Below are 18,664 nucleotides of genomic sequence, written 5' to 3'. Positions count from 1 at the left end.
GCCTTTTGCTACACCACCTGTGTGTTCTGGAAAGGGGAATTCCGCATTGAAACGTAGAGTTGCAATTATTGGAATGGTTGTTGCATTTTTAATTGGTGCTGGCGGGATGTTTGGTGGTATGTACTGGCTTGGGATAAACCCAGCATATGTAACGCAAACAGTATCGAATGGTAATGCTGGCACAGCGCAAGGGAATTTGGCAAAGATTAATGAGGCGTATGCACTAATTGATTCACGTTATGTGGAAGACGTGAAAGACGACAAATTAGTCGAAGGTGCGATACAGGGAATGTTGTCTACGCTGAAGGACCCTTATTCCACGTATATGGATAAAGAAACGGCAAAACAGTTTAGTCAGTCGCTAGATCCTGAACTTGAAGGGATTGGAGCTGAAGTAAACAAGACGGACGGTAAGCTTATTATCGTATCGCCAATTAAAGGTTCACCAGCAGAAAAGATAGGAATTAAACCGAATGACCAAATTTTATCTGTAGATGGAAATAGTGTGAAAGATTTATCACGTGAAGAAGCAGTATTAAAAATTCGTGGTAAAAAAGGAACGACTGTTGCAATTGAAATTAAGCGCGCAGGAGTGGCTGATCCGATAGAATTTAAAATTAAGCGAGAAAAGATTCCGATTTTCACTGTATTTAGTTCCGTAAAGCAAGAGAGCGGAAAAGACATCGGTTATATGCAAATTACTTCTTTTGCTGAAAATACTGCGAAAGAATTTAAGGATCAGTTAAAAGAGTTAGAGAAGAAACATATAACAGGCTTAGTTATTGACGTACGTGGCAATCCTGGTGGCTATTTAAATAGTGTAGAAGACATACTAGGAGACATCATGACAGATAAAAAGCCAATGCTACAAGTAGAACAGCGAAATGGTGAGAAGAAGAAATTCTCTACGGAACTGAAAGAAAGAAAGCCATATCCAATTTCAGTATTAATTGATAATGGAAGTGCTTCTGCTTCAGAGATTTTAGCGGGTGCGCTGAAAGAGGGAGAAGGATACGATTTAATTGGTGAAAAAACGTTTGGTAAAGGTACTGTCCAACAAGCTGTTCCATTTAAAGATGGTAGCAATATTAAATTAACAATGTTTAAATGGTTAACACCAGATGGCAATTGGATTCATAAAAAAGGAATCGCGCCAACTGTAGAAGTGAAGCAACCTGATTATTATCATGCGACACCAATTCAAATTGAAAAGACACTTTCATACAATTCAAATGATGTACAAGTAAAACATGCGCAAGAAATGCTTAAGAGCTTAGGCTATGTACCAGGACGTGAAGATGGGTACTTTAGCAAAGAGACAGAATCAGCACTAAAAGCATTCCAAAATGCGAATGAGATGGAAGCAACAGGACAACTCGATAAAAAGACAGCTGAAGCGCTTCAAACTAAAATTATTGAAAAAATCCGTTCTGGAGAAAATGATTTACAATTACAGACGGCATTGAAATTAATAGCGAAATAAGAAAGAATACAGGCACTTTGATGCCTGTATTTTTTATGTGTTAAACAAACATTTCTTTAGTTATGATAAGATAAAAAGAAAAAATGATATAAATGGTGGTGAATGAATTCGTGGAGGCATGGCTTTTTGAAATACTACGAGCAGTTGGACGTTTTTTCTTACACCCTGCTGTCTATGTATTTTTAATTAGTAGTATCTTCGTTGGATACTTACGTATATTACGAGAACGAAAAGATTTTTCTTTTAAAGTATATGATATTTGGTTTGAACTACGAACAACTCTATTTGCAGGTATTGGGTACGGATTAATCGTATCTATTATTACGATTGGACTCGGGCTAGTTGTTTCAAAAGCGAGTTTATGGGCAATTTTACTTTGGACGTTATTATTTGGATTAACTGCTATGTATCGATATTTATCTGTAGCTTATACTTTCGGAATCGCTATTGCACTCTTGTTGTTATCGTCTAAGATGCCAGTTTCCTTCTTACAGCTTGGAGAAGGTGAAGAGGGTACGATTGTATCCCTTGCTATTTTACTAGGCGTTATGCTCGTTGTAGAGGGGTTATTAATCTCTAAAAATGCGGTTCGCTATTCTACGCCAAAAATTAACAAAGGTAAGCGTGGGCTACGAATTGGACTACATGAATCAAATCGTCTATGGCTTGTACCAGTATTTATTCTTATACCAGGAGATGCGGTGACAGGATTTATTTCTTGGTGGCCTGTCGTTTCAATAGGTTCGACTACATACTCTTTATTCCTCGTACCATTTCTAATTGGATTTATGAGAAAAGTTAGAAGTTATGAGCCGACGGAAGCTTTATTATTTACAGGAAGACGTGTCTATGGATTAGCGGGGCTCGTACTCGTTTTAGGTATCGCAAGTTACTGGTGGCACGTACTCGCAATTATCGCGATGGGAGTCGCAATGCTTGGACGCTTTACAATCTCGATGCAAGAGAAAATTGCAGACGAGAAAAGACCAGCATACTTTGCCGCACGTAATGATGGACTTGTTGTGTTAGATACAATTCCTAATACAATTGGGGCAGAGATGAATTTAAAGCCTGGAGAAGTTATTACGAAAGTAAATGGAGTCATTCCAAGAAGTACCGAAGAGTTTTATGACGCGCTTCAAACGAAGACGACAGGGGCGTTTTGTAAATTAGAAGTAGTAGATACAAATGGTGAGCTTCGTCTTGCTCAAACGGCGTTATATGCTGGGGGACATCATGAATTAGGTGTTGTGTTTGTCCAGCAAGAGCATGAGTGGGATTCGGAAGCGATGTAAAATAAAATGGAAACCTTCATCAAACACAGATGAAGGTTTTTTTAGTTTCATAGACGGATAACTTGAACAATTATTTGATAATGGTTATCATTTAGGGAGTCTTTTAATTTGGAAAAGGGAGGAAAGATATGTTACGTAAATTTTTTTCTTACTATAAACCGTATAAAGGTTTATTCATACTTGATTTTTCCTGTGCAGTTATCGCAGGCTTACTCGAACTTGGTTTCCCGCTTATCGTAAATCAATTTATTGATAAGTTATTACCAGGACAAAACTGGACGCTTATTTTATGGGCTTGTTTCGGTTTATTCGCAGTTTATGTGTTAAATGCAGGTTTGCAATATGTCGTTACATATTGGGGGCATATGCTTGGTATTAACATTGAAACAGATATGAGACAGAAATTATTTGATCACATTCAAAAGCTATCATTCAGATTTTTTGATAATAATAAAACAGGTCATTTAATTTCACGTCTTACAAACGATTTAATGGAAATTGGGGAAATTGCTCACCACGGACCAGAAGATTTATTCATTGCCATTATGACTTTAGTCGGAGCATTTTCATTTATGATGATGATTAACTGGAAGTTAGCACTTCTAACATTCTTCGTAATCCCGTTCTTATTATGGTTGGCACTTTACTTCAACAAAAAAATGACAGGTACGTTTAGACGTTTATTCTCAGACGTTGCTGATTTCAATGCATGTATTGAGAACAATGTTGGTGGTATCCGCGTTGTACAAGCATTCGGAAATGAAAAGTTTGAGAAAGAGCAATTTGCTGTAAACAATGCTCGTTTCCGTACAACAAAATTAATGGCGTATAAAATTATGGCGTTAAATTCATCTATTAGTTATATGCTGATGCGTCTTGTAACACTCTTTGTATTAATATGTGGTACATGGTTCGTACTGCAAGGTGAATTAACGTACGGTGGATTTATTGGATTCGTTTTGTTAACGAACATTTTCTTCCGCCCAATTGAAAAAATTAATGCGGTTATTGAAAGTTATCCGAAAGGAATCGCTGGTTTTAAAAGATATGTAGAACTTCTGGAAACAGAGCCGGATATTGTAGATTCTAAAGATGCAATAGAAGTTAAACATGTACACGGCGATATTCAATACAATAACATCACGTTCGGATATGAAAATAAAGAGCCGATTTTAAACGGTATTAGTTTGAAAATACATGCAGGTGAAACAGTTGCTTTCGTTGGACCATCAGGGGCAGGGAAAACAACACTATGTAGTTTATTACCGCGTTTTTATGAACACTCATCTGGATCGATTCAAATTGATGGCATTGACACGAAAGAGATGACGTTATCGTCACTTCGTAAGCAAATCGGAATTGTGCAGCAAGATGTTTTCTTATTCTCAGGAACAATTCGTGAAAATATCGCTTACGGAAACTTAAAAGCTTCAGAATCTGAAATTTGGCAGGCGGTAAAACGTGCCCAGTTGGAGGACTTAATTTACTCGCAACCAGACGGTTTAGATACAGTTATTGGTGAGCGTGGTGTGAAACTTTCAGGAGGACAAAAGCAGCGCTTAGCAATTGCCCGTATGTTCTTGAAAAACCCACCAATTTTAATTTTAGATGAAGCAACTTCTGCGCTAGACACAGAGACGGAACTTGCTATCCAAAAATCACTTGCTGAACTATCTGTCGGTCGTACAACGTTAGTTATCGCTCACAGGCTAGCAACTATTAAAAATGCGGATCGCATCGTCGTTGTAAATAAAGATGGTATTGCAGAACAAGGTTCACATGCTGAATTAATTGAGCGTGGCGGAGGGTATAGTAGGTTATACGAAGCACAGTTTAGTTCGTAAATATAATTTCTGCTGAATTAGTGCACCATAAGTAAGTGGAAATCTTATATGGGAGGCTATAAAGCATGATTGTAACAACAACTTCTACAATTCAAGGAAAAGAGATTACTGACTATATTGATATCGTCAATGGCGAAGCAATTATGGGGGCGAATATCGTGCGTGACCTTTTCGCTTCTGTCCGCGACGTGGTCGGTGGCCGTGCAGGCGCTTACGAAAGTAAATTGAAAGAAGCACGCGACATTGCAATGGAAGAGATGAAAACTCTCGCAAGACAAAAAAATGCGAACGCGATTGTTGGTATCGACGTGGACTACGAAGTAGTTCGCGAAGGGATGCTAATGGTTGCGGTGAGTGGGACTGCTGTTCGTATATAAAGTGAAACTTTAATTAGTGGGGGTTTTGTTCATCCCCCACTGATTATTAGTTGAACCAATCGGGCGTTTACGGGCAGTTGATCTCCCACCTAACTTCTTTGCTCAAGCAGAATTTTGAGGTGGGAGTCTTACTGCCCACAAATAGCGGGATAAAGTGAAAAGCCGTGCTGGTGCACGGCTTTTTTGTTGTTATTGATGCTGTTATCGTGTTTAAGTCGATATTCTATGTCGAAGCCTCGATATTTCTTGGGAAATGCGGAAGATCCCGTCGATATATAGGGAAGACATTAGAGCGCTTCTTTACATTTTTGAATTTGAACTAATAATTTTTCGTATTCTTGTTCGAGAAATGTGATGTCATCGTGAGGATTTGGTATAGAAATCCGGCTGATGATTTCTGTTAATTTTGTTTGTAACCGTAATAATTCTTGTTCAGTAATATTTACAGAAGCTTGAGTTGTTCTTTTTGTGTATTGCTCGTAATTGCCGTGGAATATTCTAGGCTCTCTCTCATCTACTTTTAGAATATGGTCTGCAACAGAACGAATAAAGGCGCGGTCATGGCTAATGAAAAGTATGGTGCCAGGATACTCTTGTAACATGCTTTCTAATTCTTCTTGAGTTGCTAAGTCTAAATAGTTTGTCGGTTCATCGAGCAGAAGCATATTATAGTTTCCTAAAAATACTTTTGCAAGTGCAACCTTCATTCGTTCACCGCCACTTAAGACGTGCACAGGTTTATGAACATCTTCACGGCGGAATAGGAGCCGTGCAAGTATTGTTCGCACGAACGACTCCGTATAGTTTGTTTCTTCTAGAACATTTTCTAAAATTGTTTTATCTGTTTTTAAAATTGATAGTGTTTGTTCAAAGTATCCAATTTTACAGCTTTTCGAAAGCTGAATGCCGCGCTCGTTTGTGAGAAGCATATTGAACAAAGTTGTTTTTCCATTTCCGTTTGCGCCTAAAATAGCAAGCTTTGCACCAGGGGAAATAGTTCCATTCATATTTTTAAATAGTGTGCGGTCACCTATTTTCTTTGTTGCTTTATTAAGCTGTACCACCACTTTACTATGAATAGGTGTATGGTATTGCACGTCAAAATGAGCTTGAGAAAGATCCTTTGGCTTTTCTTTCTTTTCTAATTTTTCGCGACGTGTCTCTAATGCTTTCGCTGCTTTGCTAACATTTTCTTGGCCATGTGCCCCACTTAATTTATAAAGTTTAGATTCAGATGAACTGAACCGCGTTGGGACTTTTGTCATGCTAGAAGCACGTTGCTTTCTTTGTAAAATTGATTGCTCTAAACGATTTTTTTCTTGTACATATTGCTCATATTCCGCTTGCTTTTGTATTCGCTCACGTTCTTTTTGTTTTCGATAGTTTGAATAATTCCCTTTATATTCTTGAATAGTACCGTCTTCAATTTCGATGATTTTGGTACATATGGTATCTAGAAAATCACGATCATGCGATATTAAAACAAGTGCACCGTTATAAGATAAAAGTGCCTTTTCTAATTGCTCTGTACCGAACATATCTAAGTGACTTGTTGGCTCATCAGCAAATAGAATGCCTGCATCTTGTTCGAGAGCATGAGCAATCTTTAGGCGCATTCGTTCGCCGCCGCTCATTGAATCTGCAACGTTTGAAATATTCCATTTTCCTTTTGTAAGAGAAGAAGCGGTTTCCGGCAGTTCCTCGCTAAGCTGAGGAATGATAGCGATAGAACTATGGTGAGTTACTATACCTTGGTCAGCTTCTATTTCTTTACTTAATATTTGTAATAACGTAGATTTTCCAGCTCCGTTGACTCCAACAATTCCTATGCGATCGTGTGCGTGAATTTCTAGTGATGGTAACGTAAATATGGTACGATCACCAAAGCTCTTTTCAATATTACGTGCGAATAAAATAGTCATAAAAAAACCTCCCTAGTTTCACTAGAGAGGATAAACGTCGCCCTTCAATGTAAAAATCGTACATTAATAAACGATTTTTACATGATCGTCTCGAAAGAAAGTATCGACAAATGGACAGACTAATCCCCTGCTAGTTTTCATCATTTTTGTTCACTATTTGTGATGGATGAAATAAATAAGAGAATTAGAACTTCATTGGTCAAAGTACCTTCCTTTCATAATATTATTTTTATTGTATGCGCATACAAATGGGTTTGTCAAACTTATTTCTGTTTGTGATTTTTGAATTCGCTATTATACAGTTGTGCCTTTGTGAGTGCTTCAGCATCATTTTTGATTTCATCTAATCCGTTCGCATCCCCGATAATATACCCTTCAAATGATGAACCAACAAAATCAAAGATATATTGAAACTGGGCGATAAGTGGTAATGCTTTCAGTTTCGGATTGTCTCCGCCAACGATGACGACGTACATTTTTTTGCCTTTCATTTTCTCTTTAAAATGAAGAGATGTATCGCGCAAGCTTTGTGACCAGCGATCGACGAAGTTTTTCATATGACCACTCATACCGTACCAATAGAGGGGTGTCGCAAAAATGATTGTATCGTGTTCTAGCATTTGCTCTATTAAAGTTTGGTAATCGTCATTTACAGGTTGAAATCCTTCCGTATCATGGCGCTGGTCCGTAATGGGGTGGACAATATGATTACGTAAGTAAATTTGTTCTGCTTCAATTCCATCAATCATCATATGTGTTAAAGATTCTGTATTTCCGCTTTGTCTTGAACTGCCATGTATGACGAACATGTAATCATCCCTTTTCTTTTGCTTGTTTTAGGAGTGAAACGTGTTTTTGTAAATTCGTTTGAATGTTGGAAAGTAATGTGATTTGTTTCGTTACCTCACTGAGTTTGTCTTCGTAAAGTGCAAGGATACTGCTGCACGGATTTTCGTATAGCTGTGGTTCTATTTCGAGGCAGCGCAACATTCGTGCTGTCTCTTCTAAATTTAAGCCAATTTGTAAGTACATTTGAATAAGCTCTACTTTTTCAATGGCACTTTTATCGAAATCACGATAGCCGTTTGTGAGGCGGTTTGAAGGGAGTAATCCCTTTTCTTCGTAATGTCTCAGTGAGCGCTCACTGACCCCTGTTTTTTTAGATAACTCCCCAATTCGCAATGTGTTTCACTCCTTTTAAAGGTATTGTAAACCTTCACACTAATGTGAAGGTCAACTCTGTTTTTTCGCAAAAGAATCTACATGATTTAAAAACACTTGAATGGCTTTAGACGGAATGAAATATTTGCCGCGCACGATGGAGAATGGACGAATTAGTTTTTCAGTTAGAACTTCGAAGTGGAATAGTTCTTGAGCTAGTAGTTCTTTCCGCACGGTCCAATCAGAAAGTATAGCGATGCCAAGCCCGGCAGCGACGGCTTCCTTTACACTTTGAATGCTACTAAATGTAAAGAATCGTTTCATTTTTAAATGATGTTGATGAATAAAACGATCGCTATAGGCACGTGTCCCAGAGCCACTTTCTCTTAATACCCATACTTGGTCTTGGAGAGTAGCTTCGTTTATATCCTTGATGTGAAGCAATGGATGATTTGGAGGGACGACGAGCTTCATTTCATCTTGCATAAACGTTTCAACATCTACGTCAGCGTATACGACTTGGCCTTCCACTAAGCCGATATCAATTTGATTAGAGCGGAGGCTTTGCAAAACTTCTTCTGTATTTGATATAAATGTATGAACTTCGACGTGTGTATTTTCATTGGCAAAGCGCGCAAGTATTTTCGGAAGTAAGTATTCGCCAATTGTAAAGCTAGCGCCAATGCGGAGCGTCCCTGTTACAACGTTATGTAGGTCATTAATTTCTTGTTTGGCATCTTCGTAAAGAGAGAGCATTTGCTTTGCGTGTATGTATAATATGTTTCCTGCTTCTGTAACTTGGACGTGCTTTGGGGAGCGCTGAATGAGTGTAGTTCCAAATTCATTTTCCAGGTTGCGAATGTGCATGCTTACACCGGGTTGTGAAAGGTTTAAAAGTTCTGCTGCACGAGAGAAATGTTTTTGTTCAACGACAGTCACAAAGATTTTTAAAATGTCGACGTTCATTTGTTAGGCCCCTTTATTTTTGCTTTTATTTTATCATAAGTATTTCTGATGATAGAGATTGAATATTGATATTAAACTTATTATAAAAACTCTCTTATAATGTAACTAGAAAGAACATGCATGTTCCAATACGATTATCGGGGTGGTACAAGGTGGAACAAACACTTGTTATACAAAAGAAGAAGGGCTTTGGATTTTCGCAAGGTATTGGGATTACATTATTAATCGCCATTGCCGCGAAATATTTAGCGGAGCTTCCATTTTTAAATATTATGGGACAATTAGTAATTGCTATTCTAATTGGGATGGTTTGGCGCGCGGCAATCGGGATTCCTCAAGAAGCGATAGCGGGAACGAACTTTGCGAGTAAGAAGTTGCTTCGCTTTGGGATTATCTTACTTGGAATGCGATTAAATCTTGTTGATATTGCGAAGGCGGGGCCGAAAGTATTGGTCATCGCAGCGGTTGTTATTACATTTACAATTTTCGTTGTATATGGACTAACGAAAGTATTTAAAGTAGAAAAGAAACTTGGAATTTTAACGGCGTGCGGAACGGCGATTTGTGGTGCAGCAGCGGTCGTCGCGATTGCACCGCAAGTGAAAGCGAAAGATGAAGAAACAGCGGTTGGGGCAGCGATTATTGCAATTTTAGGTACAATATTTACACTTATTTATACGCTATTATACCCAGTGCTTGGCTTTTCTCCGTACGGTTACGGTGTGTTCTCAGGTGCGACATTGCACGAAATCGCTCATGTTATCGCTGCTGCGGCGCCAGGCGGTAGCACGGCTGTAGACATCGCGGTTATTGTGAAATTAACGCGCGTAGCGATGCTTGTACCAGTAGCGATTTTAATTGGATTATGGTTTGGCAAGAGCGAGGGAAGCGAAGAAAAAAGATCGTGGCGCGACCTTCCGATTCCTTGGTTCATCTTCGGATTTTTAGCAATGAGTGCGGTGCATTCGCTTGGGATTATCCCAGAAGTTGTTGCCGGATATATTGTAGTAATTGCGTACATGCTTATTGCAATGGCGATGGCAGGGCTAGGTTTAAATGTAGAGTTTAAAACGTTCCGCAAATTAGGAAGTAGGGCATTTGTGGCAGGGCTAATTGGCTCGGTTTGCCTTTCGGTACTTGGGTACGTTCTTGTATATGCATTAGGATTTATGTAGTAAGACGAAGAAGCTGTCCCAAAAGATATTTTGGGACAGCTTCTTTCTTATGCCTATAGTGCTACGGGTGTCGATATTTGTCGGTAAGTCGATATATTTAAAAAATCGCCGATATAAATGGAGTTGCGCTGATATATTTGGAAAATCGCCGATATAATTTAAGTTGCGCTGATATATTTAAAAAATCGCTGATATAAATTTAATTCCTGTCTTACTGTGTTAGAGAAGGTGTTCAGTGAAATGTTTTTCTAAAATTTGTAAAGATATCTTTACTTTCGAAGGTGGAGTCTATGGGTGTGAAAAATAAAATTAAAGAATTACGAAAGCAAAATCACATAACGCAAATTGAAATGGCAAAGGCGATGCAAGTGACGCGGCAGACAATCGTGGCGATTGAGAACTACCACTATAACCCGAGTCTAGAGTTATCCCTAAAAATCGCCAAATATTTTGGAATGAAGGTAGAGGAAATATTTACGCTGGAGTAAGGGGAGAGAAAATGAACGATACTAAAAAGTTGTATATCGCTACTGTCTTAGGATTATGTGGAGGGGACGTTTTAGTTCGTATTATGGATCCATCCATACCGATGTTATCGCTAATAGTTAGTAACATTTTAGCAATTCTATTTTTAACAGTGTATACGTATTATAAAAAACGTAAGTACAAAAAAGAGGGATTTCCAGATATAGATGAGCGAGTAAATGAAAATATAAAAAGGCATGTAAATGTCTCGCTTATATTCGCATTTGTCCTTCTCATTGTTTACATTGGTGCTAGTAAAATCGTAGGCAGAGATGTCATACCTACGCCAGAAATATTCATTGTATGTAGTTTCTTATTTGCTGGTAGTCTCCTCATAGGAGCAATGGCGGGAAAACGAGCATAGCGATAGGAGGAATGAAAATGCAAGATGAGTTTGAGAGATTTCAATCGGATAAAGCGTTTAAATATGTAGGGTTATTTTTCGTGATAAGTTTAGCAATATGGAGTTTGTACAATTTAATTGTTTATGGAAATGCTGGTATGCCATTCGTTTTATTTGTACTAGGGCAGTTTGTTTATTTCGTTGTGAATTATTGGCCGAAGTGGAAGTTTAGAAATAAGAAAGAGGCTGATAATACATGAATAAGCAAGAAGTTATGAGGTTTATAGGAAGCTTATCTTTAGCGGGGCTTATTTTAAATACAAGTTTAGTCATTTTAAATATTTCGTGGGGAGCGATATTGATTTCAAATGTAGCCCTTATTAGTTTATACGCTGTGTCTGAGTATAAGGAGCGAAAGCGATGGAAAGAAGAAGGTGTACCTGCATTAGATGAGAGAATCATGAAAAAAATGCAGCAATATTTTACGGCTTGTATGGTAGGTTTCTTTTTGTTTTTTATCGCGTATCTTTCTGTAAATAAGTATTTAGATAGACAAATCGTGGATGTGAATGAATTATTATATATAGTTATTTTTGGACTGTTAATTAGCATGGCATCGACGAGTGTATTAGCAGCAAGGGGAATTAAATAAATATATAAAGGGGAAACAGGATGGGATTAGCGGTATTATGTGTTGCGACGGCTATATTTGCACTTTTGTGGGGGATGCAAAACTTCTCTCGCAATCCAGTGCCAAGTGTATGTATTATGATTGGTGCTGTAGGTTTATCGTACTATTTATTAATTTTAGCGCATTATCATAAAACAGCAACAAGTGTTGTTGTTGGGGCAATTATTTTATCTTGTGGACGTGCTATACAAAAGGGTCTTCTTCCATAAAAGCTGTTTATACAAAAGGTATAAACAGCTTTTTGTATTTTTTTTACAAACTACTTGAAAGTTACGTTACGTCACCTTTTATAATGAAGGAGAAGAGGTGATGGAGTTGATTTCAATTCAAGAACTAACGAGGGAAACAGGGGTTACAGTAAGGACGTTACGTTATTATGATCAAATCGATTTATTAAAGCCGAGTGGGAAAACTGATGGAGGACATCGGTTATATAGCGAGAGAGATGTTGTTCGTTTGCAGCAAATTTTATTTTTAAAAGAAATGGGTTTTTCATTAAAAGAGGTTGCGAATATGTTAGTAACAGGTGAGCTCAATTTAAAAGGTTCGCTTGAAAAACAACTTCAATTTGTACAGGAAGAACAAAAGAAGTTTAATCGAATGGAGCGTGTTTTACAAGCGGTTGTTTATTCGGTAGATGTGGAGGGAGAACTGGATTGGAAAGTTATGTTTGAGCTTATTCAGCTTTCGAAACAGTCTCCTCGTATACGTGAAATATTTCAAAATGAAGTCTTTTCGAAAGAAGAGCAAGATTTACTTCATAATTTGCCAAATATGAGTGAGGAAGATCCGAATGTGTTAGAGTGGGTAGATTTATTAAAGCAATTACGTAATTTTATGAAAGACGGTAAGGAAGCATCGTGTGATGAAGTACAAGAGGCAACGAAGAAATTAATGCAGAAGTGTTTAGAGATGGCTAATGGTGATGAAGCATTTTTAGATAAATTGTGGGAAGTAAGAAAGTCAAAAGAAGATTCACAGAAAATGAGTATGTATCCAATTGAAGAAGAGCTTCTATTATATATGGATGAGGCTTTTCGTATATATGACGAAAGGGAGAGGGATAAATGAGTATACTCGCAGAATATCGTTGGTATTTTTTAATTGGGGCAGAGATTGTATTTTGGTTATCAGCTATCGGATTCTTTTTACTAAGGTATGGATTTCGCTTGAAAAAGGCAAGTTTTATTATGGGGATTGTGCTACTCGTAAATGAAGTGTTTATTTTAACTTTAGGAGTAGTGGACTACTATCAAACTGGGAAGTTCTCTAATTTTCAAATCATTACGGTAATCATTTTATTATATGCAGTTTTTTATGGGAAAAAGGATTTGAAGAAATTAGATATATATGTACAAAAATTAGTTGCGAAGTGGCGGAATGAACCGGCGCCTATTATCGAAGAATCACTTGAAGTAACAGGGATGGCGCATGCGAAGCAGGAAATAAAAAATTGGGTTTTACATCTTATTTTGTTTGTTGCGGTTCATATATTCCTTTTCTTCATGTATGGGCTTATTCCAGTAGAACAGTGGGGAAATTGGTTAGAGTCAGGAATCGTTTTAAATAAAACAGCAAGCCGTGTAAGCCAAGTATGGGCTATTATTCTTTTAGCGGATACTGCGATTTCATTTTCATATGTTATTTTTCCGAAGAAGGAGAAAGGAAATAAGAAGCTACTTTCATAGAGGAAAGTAGCTTTTTCTAGTATACCAATAGTTTGTATAGGAGAGGATGACAGTAGGAAAAAGAGCTAGTTTTATATGTCTCTTTAAAATGAAGTAAAACTTTAATTAGTGTGGGGTCGACTGCTCGTTAATGTTGGAGAAAGTTTGATGAGGAAAGAAATGTGTTCTCCTTCCTTTTTCTATGTATAACTTGTCGAAAGTTTTACCGAATATCTGTTCGTTTTTTTAGGTTTTTTATGGGCATTCGTGGTAAAATAATAATACAGATTTTTATGAGGAGGTCGGTTTTTAGTTGGAACATCCATTTGAAATTATCTCAGAATATTCCCCGCAAGGTGATCAGCCGGGAGCGATAGAGAAGCTTGTAGAGGGAATTAATAGTGGAAAGAAAAAGCAAGTGTTGCTTGGAGCGACAGGGACGGGTAAGACATTTACGATTTCAAATGTCATTAAAGAAGTGCAGAAGCCAACACTTGTGATGGCTCATAATAAAACGTTAGCAGGGCAGTTATATAGTGAGCTGAAAGATTTCTTTCCTAACAATTCTGTTGAGTATTTTGTTAGTTATTACGATTATTATCAGCCGGAAGCGTACGTGCCACATACGGATACGTTTATTGAAAAAGATGCGCAAATTAACGATGAAATTGATAAATTACGCCACTCGGCAACGTCTTCCTTATTTGAACGAGATGATGTTATTATCGTTGCGAGTGTGTCATGCATATACGGTTTAGGTTCTCCGGAAGAATACCGCGAGTTAGTTGTTTCACTTCGAGTTGGTATGGAAAAGGACCGTAATCAATTACTTCGTGAACTTGTTGATGTACAGTATGGACGTAATGATATTGATTTCAAGCGTGGTACATTCCGTGTGCGCGGAGATGTAGTTGAGATCTTTCCGGCATCACTTGACGAACACTGTATTCGAATTGAATTTTTCGGTGATGAAATCGATCGTATTCGAGAAGTAAATGCATTAACAGGTGAAGTATTAGCAGAACGTGATCATGTGGCAATCTTCCCGGCATCTCACTTCGTTACACGTGAAGAAAAGCTGAAGGTTGCTATTGAAAATATCGAAAAGGAATTAGAAGAGCGTTTAAAAGAATTAAATGATAACGGTAAGTTGTTAGAGGCGCAGCGCATAGAACAGCGAACGCGTTATGATTTAGAAATGATGCGCGAGATGGGCTTTTGTTCAGGAATCGAAAACTATTCCCGTCATTTAACACTTCGTCCAGCAGGTTCAACACCGTATACGCTTTTAGATTATTTTCCAGAGGATTTCTTAATTGTTATGGATGAGTCGCATGTGTCGGTTCCGCAAGTAAGAGCGATGTATAACGGGGACCAAGCACGTAAGCAAGTGCTTGTTGATCATGGATTCCGTCTGCCATCAGCTTTAGATAATAGACCGCTCACGTTTGATGAGTTTGAAGAGAAAACGAATCAAGTTATTTACGTTTCGGCAACGCCAGGACCGTACGAGTTAGAGCAGTCACCGAAAGCAATAGAACAAATTATTCGTCCAACAGGGCTTTTAGATCCACCAATTGATATACGACCAATTGAAGGACAAATAGATGATTTATTAGGAGAAATCCATGACCAGATTGCGAAAAATGAACGTGTATTAATTACGACTTTAACGAAAAAAATGTCAGAGGATTTAACAGATTACTTAAAAGATGTAGGAATTAAAGTGAACTATCTTCACTCTGAAATTAAAACGTTAGAACGTATTGAAATTATTCGTGACCTTCGCCTTGGTAAGTTTGATGTACTTGTCGGTATTAACTTATTACGAGAAGGATTAGATATTCCGGAAGTATCACTTGTAGCTATTTTAGATGCTGATAAGGAAGGATTCCTACGTTCAGAGCGTTCATTAATACAAACAATTGGTCGTGCGGCACGTAATGAACACGGCCGCGTTATTATGTACGCAGATCGCATAACGAGATCAATGGGAATTGCGATTGAAGAAACGCAGCGTCGTCGTAGTATACAAGAAGCTTACAATAAGGAGCATGGTATTACGCCGAAGACGATTCAAAAAGGAGTACGTGACGTTATTCGTGCGACAACAGCAGCTGAGGATACGGAAACATATGAAGTAACACCAGCTAAGAAGATGACGAAAAAAGAACGTGAAAATACAATTGCGAAGATGGAAGCAGAGATGAAAGAAGCAGCAAAGGCGTTAGATTTCGAGCGTGCAGCTGAATTAAGAGATTTACTATTAGAATTAAAAGCGGAAGGGTGAAAAGAGTGAGTAAAGATTTTATTGTTGTAAAAGGTGCTAGAGCGCATAATTTAAAAAATATTGACGTAACCATTCCGAGAAATCAGCTTGTTGTTGTGACGGGATTGTCTGGTTCAGGAAAATCATCGTTAGCATTCGATACGATTTATGCAGAAGGGCAGCGCAGATACGTGGAATCTTTATCCGCGTATGCGCGCCAGTTTTTAGGACAAATGGATAAGCCGGATGTTGATACGATTGAAGGTTTATCTCCAGCGATTTCAATTGATCAAAAAACGACGAGTCGTAATCCACGTTCAACAGTTGGAACGGTAACAGAGATTTATGATTATTTACGTTTATTATTCGCACGAATTGGTACGCCGATTTGTCCGAATCATGGAATTGAAATTACATCACAAACAGTGGAACAGATGGTAGACCGTGTTCTTGAATATCCTGAACGTACGAAGTTGCAAGTGCTAGCGCCTATCGTGTCAGGGCGTAAAGGTGCGCATGCGAAAGTATTAGAAGATATTAAGAAGCAAGGTTATGTTCGTGTGCGCGTTGATGGAGAGATGCTGGATGTATCTGAAGAGATTACGTTAGATAAAAATAAGAAGCATTCAATTGAAGTTGTTATTGACCGTATTGTTGTAAAAGAAGGAATTGCAAGCCGACTTGCAGATTCACTAGAAAGTGCTTTAAAGCTTGGCGGGGGCCGAGTTTTAATCGATGTAATGGGAGAGGAAGAACTTCTATTTAGTGAACATCATGCTTGTCCACATTGTGGTTTTTCAATCGGAGAATTAGAGCCGCGTATGTTCTCGTTTAATAGTCCGTTCGGCGCGTGTCCTTCTTGTGATGGACTTGGCTCAAAGCTCGAGGTAGATTTAGAACTTGTTATTCCGAACTGGGATGTATCATTAAATGAACATGCGATTGCTCCTTGGGAACCGACAAGTTCACAATATTACCCGCAATTATTAAAATCTGTGTGTAATCATTACGGCATCGATATGGATATGCCAGTGAAAGATATACCGAAGGATTTATTTGATAAAGTGTTGTACGGAAGCGGGGAAGAGAAGGTTTATTTCCGCTATGTGAATGAATTTGGTCAAGTGAAAGAAAATGAGATTTTATTTGAAGGTGTTATTCCGAATATCGAGCGTCGTTATCGTGAGACGAGTTCGGATTATGTTCGTGAGCAAATGGAGAAGTATATGGCAGAGCAAGCTTGTCCGAAGTGTAAAGGTGGACGTTTAAAGCCTGAGAGTTTAGCTGTTTTCGTTGGTGATAAAACGATTGCCGATGTAACGAAGTATTCTGTTCAAGAAGTACAGGAATTCTTCTCAACTGTTGAGCTAACTGAGAAACAACAGAAAATTGCTCATTTAATTTTAAGAGAAATTCAGGAGCGCGTTGGGTTCTTAGTGAATGTCGGTTTAGATTATTTAACGTTAAGTCGTGCCGCAGGAACTCTATCAGGTGGTGAGGCGCAGCGTATTCGTTTAGCGACACAAATTGGTTCTCGCCTTACTGGCGTACTTTACATTCTCGATGAGCCTTCTATCGGTTTGCATCAGCGTGATAATGATCGTCTTATTCGCACTTTGCAGGAAATGCGTGATTTAGGAAATACGCTAATCGTTGTTGAGCATGATGAAGATACGATGATGGCTGCTGATTATTTACTTGATATCGGACCTGGTGCAGGTATTCATGGTGGTCAAGTTGTATCAGCAGGTACACCAGCTGAAGTTATGCAAGACGAGAATTCATTAACAGGGAAATATTTAAGCGGTAAAGAGTTTATTCCGGTACCACTTGAAAGACGTAAAGGTGACGGACGTAAAGTGGAGATTATCGGTGCGAAAGAAAATAACTTAAAGAATGCGAAGATGTCATTCCCTCTAGGAACATTCGTAGCGGTAACAGGCGTATCTGGCTCTGGAAAAAGTACGATGATTAATGAAGTGCTATATAAATCGTTAGCTCAAAAGTTATATAAGGCGAAAGCGAAGCCAGGGTCTCATAAAGAAATTAAAGGTCTTGAGCAGTTAGATAAAGTTATTGATATTGATCAATCACCAATCGGGCGTACACCACGTTCCAACCCAGCGACATATACGGGTGTATTTGATGATATTCGTGATGTATTTGCGCAAACGAATGAAGCGAAAGTGCGTGGATATCAAAAAGGACGTTTCAGCTTTAACGTAAAAGGTGGCCGTTGTGAAGCGTGTCGTGGTGATGGAATTATTAAAATCGAAATGCATTTCTTACCAGACGTGTATGTTCCGTGTGAAGTTTGTCACGGTAAACGTTACAACCGTGAAACGTTAGAAGTGAAATATAAAGATAAGAATATTTCTGAAGTGTTAGGGATGACAATTGAAGATGGGGTAGAGTTCTTTGCTAATATCCCGAAAATTAAGCGTAAACTTCAAACGCTTGTAGATGTAGGGCTTGGCTATATGAAATTAGGGCAACCAGCTACGACGTTATCAGGTGGTGAGGCGCAACGTGTGAAATTAGCTTCTGAATTGCACCGTCGTTCTACAGGGCGTACGTTATACATTTTAGATGAGCCAACGACTGGCTTACATGCACATGATATTGCACGTCTTCTAGAAGTGTTGCAGCGTCTTGTTGAAAGCGGCGAGACAGTTCTTGTTATTGAACATAATTTAGATGTTATTAAAACAGCTGACTATATCGTTGACCTTGGACCGGAAGGCGGAGACAAAGGCGGACAAATCGTTGCTTCTGGAACGCCAGAACAAGTAGTGAAAGAAGAACGCTCGTATACAGCTAAGTATTTAAAAGAGATTTTAGATCGTGATAAAGCAAGAATGAAAGAGAAAATAAAAGAAGTAGAGTTATCACAATAAGCTTATTAATAAAAACCGAGTGGAAATGACACTCGGTTTTTATTTCATA

18 protein-coding genes are annotated in these 18,664 nt (G+C 38.3%); 14 read left to right on the top strand and 4 right to left on the bottom strand.

What is annotated here, in order from left to right; all coding sequences use genetic code 11:
* Nucleotides 1–46 precede the first annotated feature (46 nt).
* The 4 genes from NSQ47_RS19125 (at nucleotide 47) to NSQ47_RS19110 (ending at nucleotide 4,999) form a co-directional block, all read left to right on the top strand.
* Nucleotides 47–1,483 (top strand): S41 family peptidase, encoded by a 1,437-nt coding sequence (locus NSQ47_RS19125; RefSeq protein ID WP_087947307.1) that lies wholly within the window; start codon nucleotides 47–49, stop codon nucleotides 1,481–1,483.
* A 110-nt stretch (nucleotides 1,484–1,593) separates the two neighbouring features.
* Nucleotides 1,594–2,778: a PDZ domain-containing protein gene (locus NSQ47_RS19120; RefSeq protein ID WP_341037686.1), complete on the top strand. Its 1,185-nt coding sequence runs from the start codon at nucleotides 1,594–1,596 to the stop codon at nucleotides 2,776–2,778.
* A 128-nt stretch (nucleotides 2,779–2,906) separates the two neighbouring features.
* Nucleotides 2,907–4,622 (top strand): ABC transporter ATP-binding protein, encoded by a 1,716-nt coding sequence (locus NSQ47_RS19115; protein WP_341037683.1) that lies wholly within the window; start codon nucleotides 2,907–2,909, stop codon nucleotides 4,620–4,622.
* 65 nt (nucleotides 4,623–4,687) lie between these two features.
* Nucleotides 4,688–4,999, top strand: coding sequence for a YbjQ family protein (locus NSQ47_RS19110; RefSeq protein ID WP_002159883.1), 312 nt, complete (start codon nucleotides 4,688–4,690; stop codon nucleotides 4,997–4,999).
* 287 nt (nucleotides 5,000–5,286) lie between these two features.
* Here NSQ47_RS19110 and abc-f read toward each other — a convergent pair whose 3' ends face one another.
* The 4 genes from abc-f to NSQ47_RS19090 all read right to left on the bottom strand — a co-directional run bounded on the left by abc-f (nucleotide 5,287) and on the right by NSQ47_RS19090 (nucleotide 9,048).
* The gene (abc-f, locus tag NSQ47_RS19105) at nucleotides 5,287–6,921 is read right to left on the bottom strand and encodes a ribosomal protection-like ABC-F family protein (protein ID WP_341037681.1); all 1,635 of its coding nucleotides are present in this window, start codon (nucleotides 6,919–6,921) and stop codon (nucleotides 5,287–5,289) included.
* Nucleotides 6,922–7,184: 263 nt separating this feature from the next.
* Nucleotides 7,185–7,730 (bottom strand): flavodoxin family protein, encoded by a 546-nt coding sequence (locus NSQ47_RS19100; protein WP_341037679.1) that lies wholly within the window; start codon nucleotides 7,728–7,730, stop codon nucleotides 7,185–7,187.
* Between the two features lie 4 nt (nucleotides 7,731–7,734).
* Nucleotides 7,735–8,103: a MerR family transcriptional regulator gene (locus NSQ47_RS19095; RefSeq protein WP_341037677.1), complete on the bottom strand. Its 369-nt coding sequence runs from the start codon at nucleotides 8,101–8,103 to the stop codon at nucleotides 7,735–7,737.
* Nucleotides 8,104–8,154: 51 nt separating this feature from the next.
* Nucleotides 8,155–9,048 (bottom strand): LysR family transcriptional regulator, encoded by an 894-nt coding sequence (locus tag NSQ47_RS19090; RefSeq protein WP_341037675.1) that lies wholly within the window; start codon nucleotides 9,046–9,048, stop codon nucleotides 8,155–8,157.
* Between the two features lie 152 nt (nucleotides 9,049–9,200).
* On the opposite strand from NSQ47_RS19090, the gene NSQ47_RS19085 reads away from it, so the two are divergent.
* The 10 genes from NSQ47_RS19085 (at nucleotide 9,201) to uvrA (ending at nucleotide 18,615) form a co-directional block, all read left to right on the top strand.
* A complete protein-coding gene (locus NSQ47_RS19085; protein ID WP_016106614.1) occupies nucleotides 9,201–10,223 on the top strand; it encodes a YeiH family protein in 1,023 nt (340 codons plus the stop codon).
* Between the two features lie 290 nt (nucleotides 10,224–10,513).
* The gene (locus NSQ47_RS19080) at nucleotides 10,514–10,711 is read left to right on the top strand and encodes a helix-turn-helix transcriptional regulator (RefSeq protein WP_016106613.1); all 198 of its coding nucleotides are present in this window, start codon (nucleotides 10,514–10,516) and stop codon (nucleotides 10,709–10,711) included.
* Between the two features lie 11 nt (nucleotides 10,712–10,722).
* Nucleotides 10,723–11,112 carry a hypothetical protein gene (locus NSQ47_RS19075; RefSeq protein WP_341037673.1) on the top strand — a complete coding sequence of 130 codons (390 nt, stop codon included), beginning with the start codon at nucleotides 10,723–10,725 and terminating at the stop codon, nucleotides 11,110–11,112.
* A 17-nt stretch (nucleotides 11,113–11,129) separates the two neighbouring features.
* Nucleotides 11,130–11,351, top strand: a complete 222-nt coding sequence (locus tag NSQ47_RS19070) for a hypothetical protein (RefSeq protein WP_341037671.1) — start codon at nucleotides 11,130–11,132, stop codon at nucleotides 11,349–11,351.
* Entirely contained in the window at nucleotides 11,348–11,743 is a 396-nt protein-coding gene (locus NSQ47_RS19065; protein ID WP_078179446.1) for an ATPase, read from the top strand. The genes NSQ47_RS19070 and NSQ47_RS19065 overlap by 4 nt, the downstream gene beginning before the upstream one ends.
* Nucleotides 11,744–11,763: 20 nt before the next feature.
* Nucleotides 11,764–11,991, top strand: a complete 228-nt coding sequence (locus tag NSQ47_RS19060) for a hypothetical protein (RefSeq protein ID WP_088079705.1) — start codon at nucleotides 11,764–11,766, stop codon at nucleotides 11,989–11,991.
* Nucleotides 11,992–12,091: 100 nt separating this feature from the next.
* Nucleotides 12,092–12,853 carry a MerR family transcriptional regulator gene (locus NSQ47_RS19055; protein WP_133059696.1) on the top strand — a complete coding sequence of 254 codons (762 nt, stop codon included), beginning with the start codon at nucleotides 12,092–12,094 and terminating at the stop codon, nucleotides 12,851–12,853.
* Nucleotides 12,850–13,470 carry a hypothetical protein gene (locus NSQ47_RS19050; protein WP_078179443.1) on the top strand — a complete coding sequence of 207 codons (621 nt, stop codon included), beginning with the start codon at nucleotides 12,850–12,852 and terminating at the stop codon, nucleotides 13,468–13,470. The genes NSQ47_RS19055 and NSQ47_RS19050 overlap by 4 nt, the downstream gene beginning before the upstream one ends.
* Before the next feature lie 292 nt (nucleotides 13,471–13,762).
* Nucleotides 13,763–15,739 carry an excinuclease ABC subunit B gene (uvrB, locus tag NSQ47_RS19045; protein WP_078173395.1) on the top strand — a complete coding sequence of 659 codons (1,977 nt, stop codon included), beginning with the start codon at nucleotides 13,763–13,765 and terminating at the stop codon, nucleotides 15,737–15,739.
* A gap of 5 nt (nucleotides 15,740–15,744) precedes the next feature.
* Nucleotides 15,745–18,615 carry an excinuclease ABC subunit UvrA gene (gene uvrA / locus NSQ47_RS19040; protein WP_341037665.1) on the top strand — a complete coding sequence of 957 codons (2,871 nt, stop codon included), beginning with the start codon at nucleotides 15,745–15,747 and terminating at the stop codon, nucleotides 18,613–18,615.
* The last annotated feature ends 49 nt before the right edge of the window (nucleotides 18,616–18,664 follow it).

This window comes from Bacillus sp. FSL R10-2780, assembly GCF_038006125.1.
GTDB lineage: Bacteria > Bacillota > Bacilli > Bacillales > Bacillaceae_G > Bacillus_A > Bacillus_A cereus_U.
Note: the sequence above shows the minus strand (reverse complement) of the source record. Positions and strands in the feature narration are given on the sequence as shown.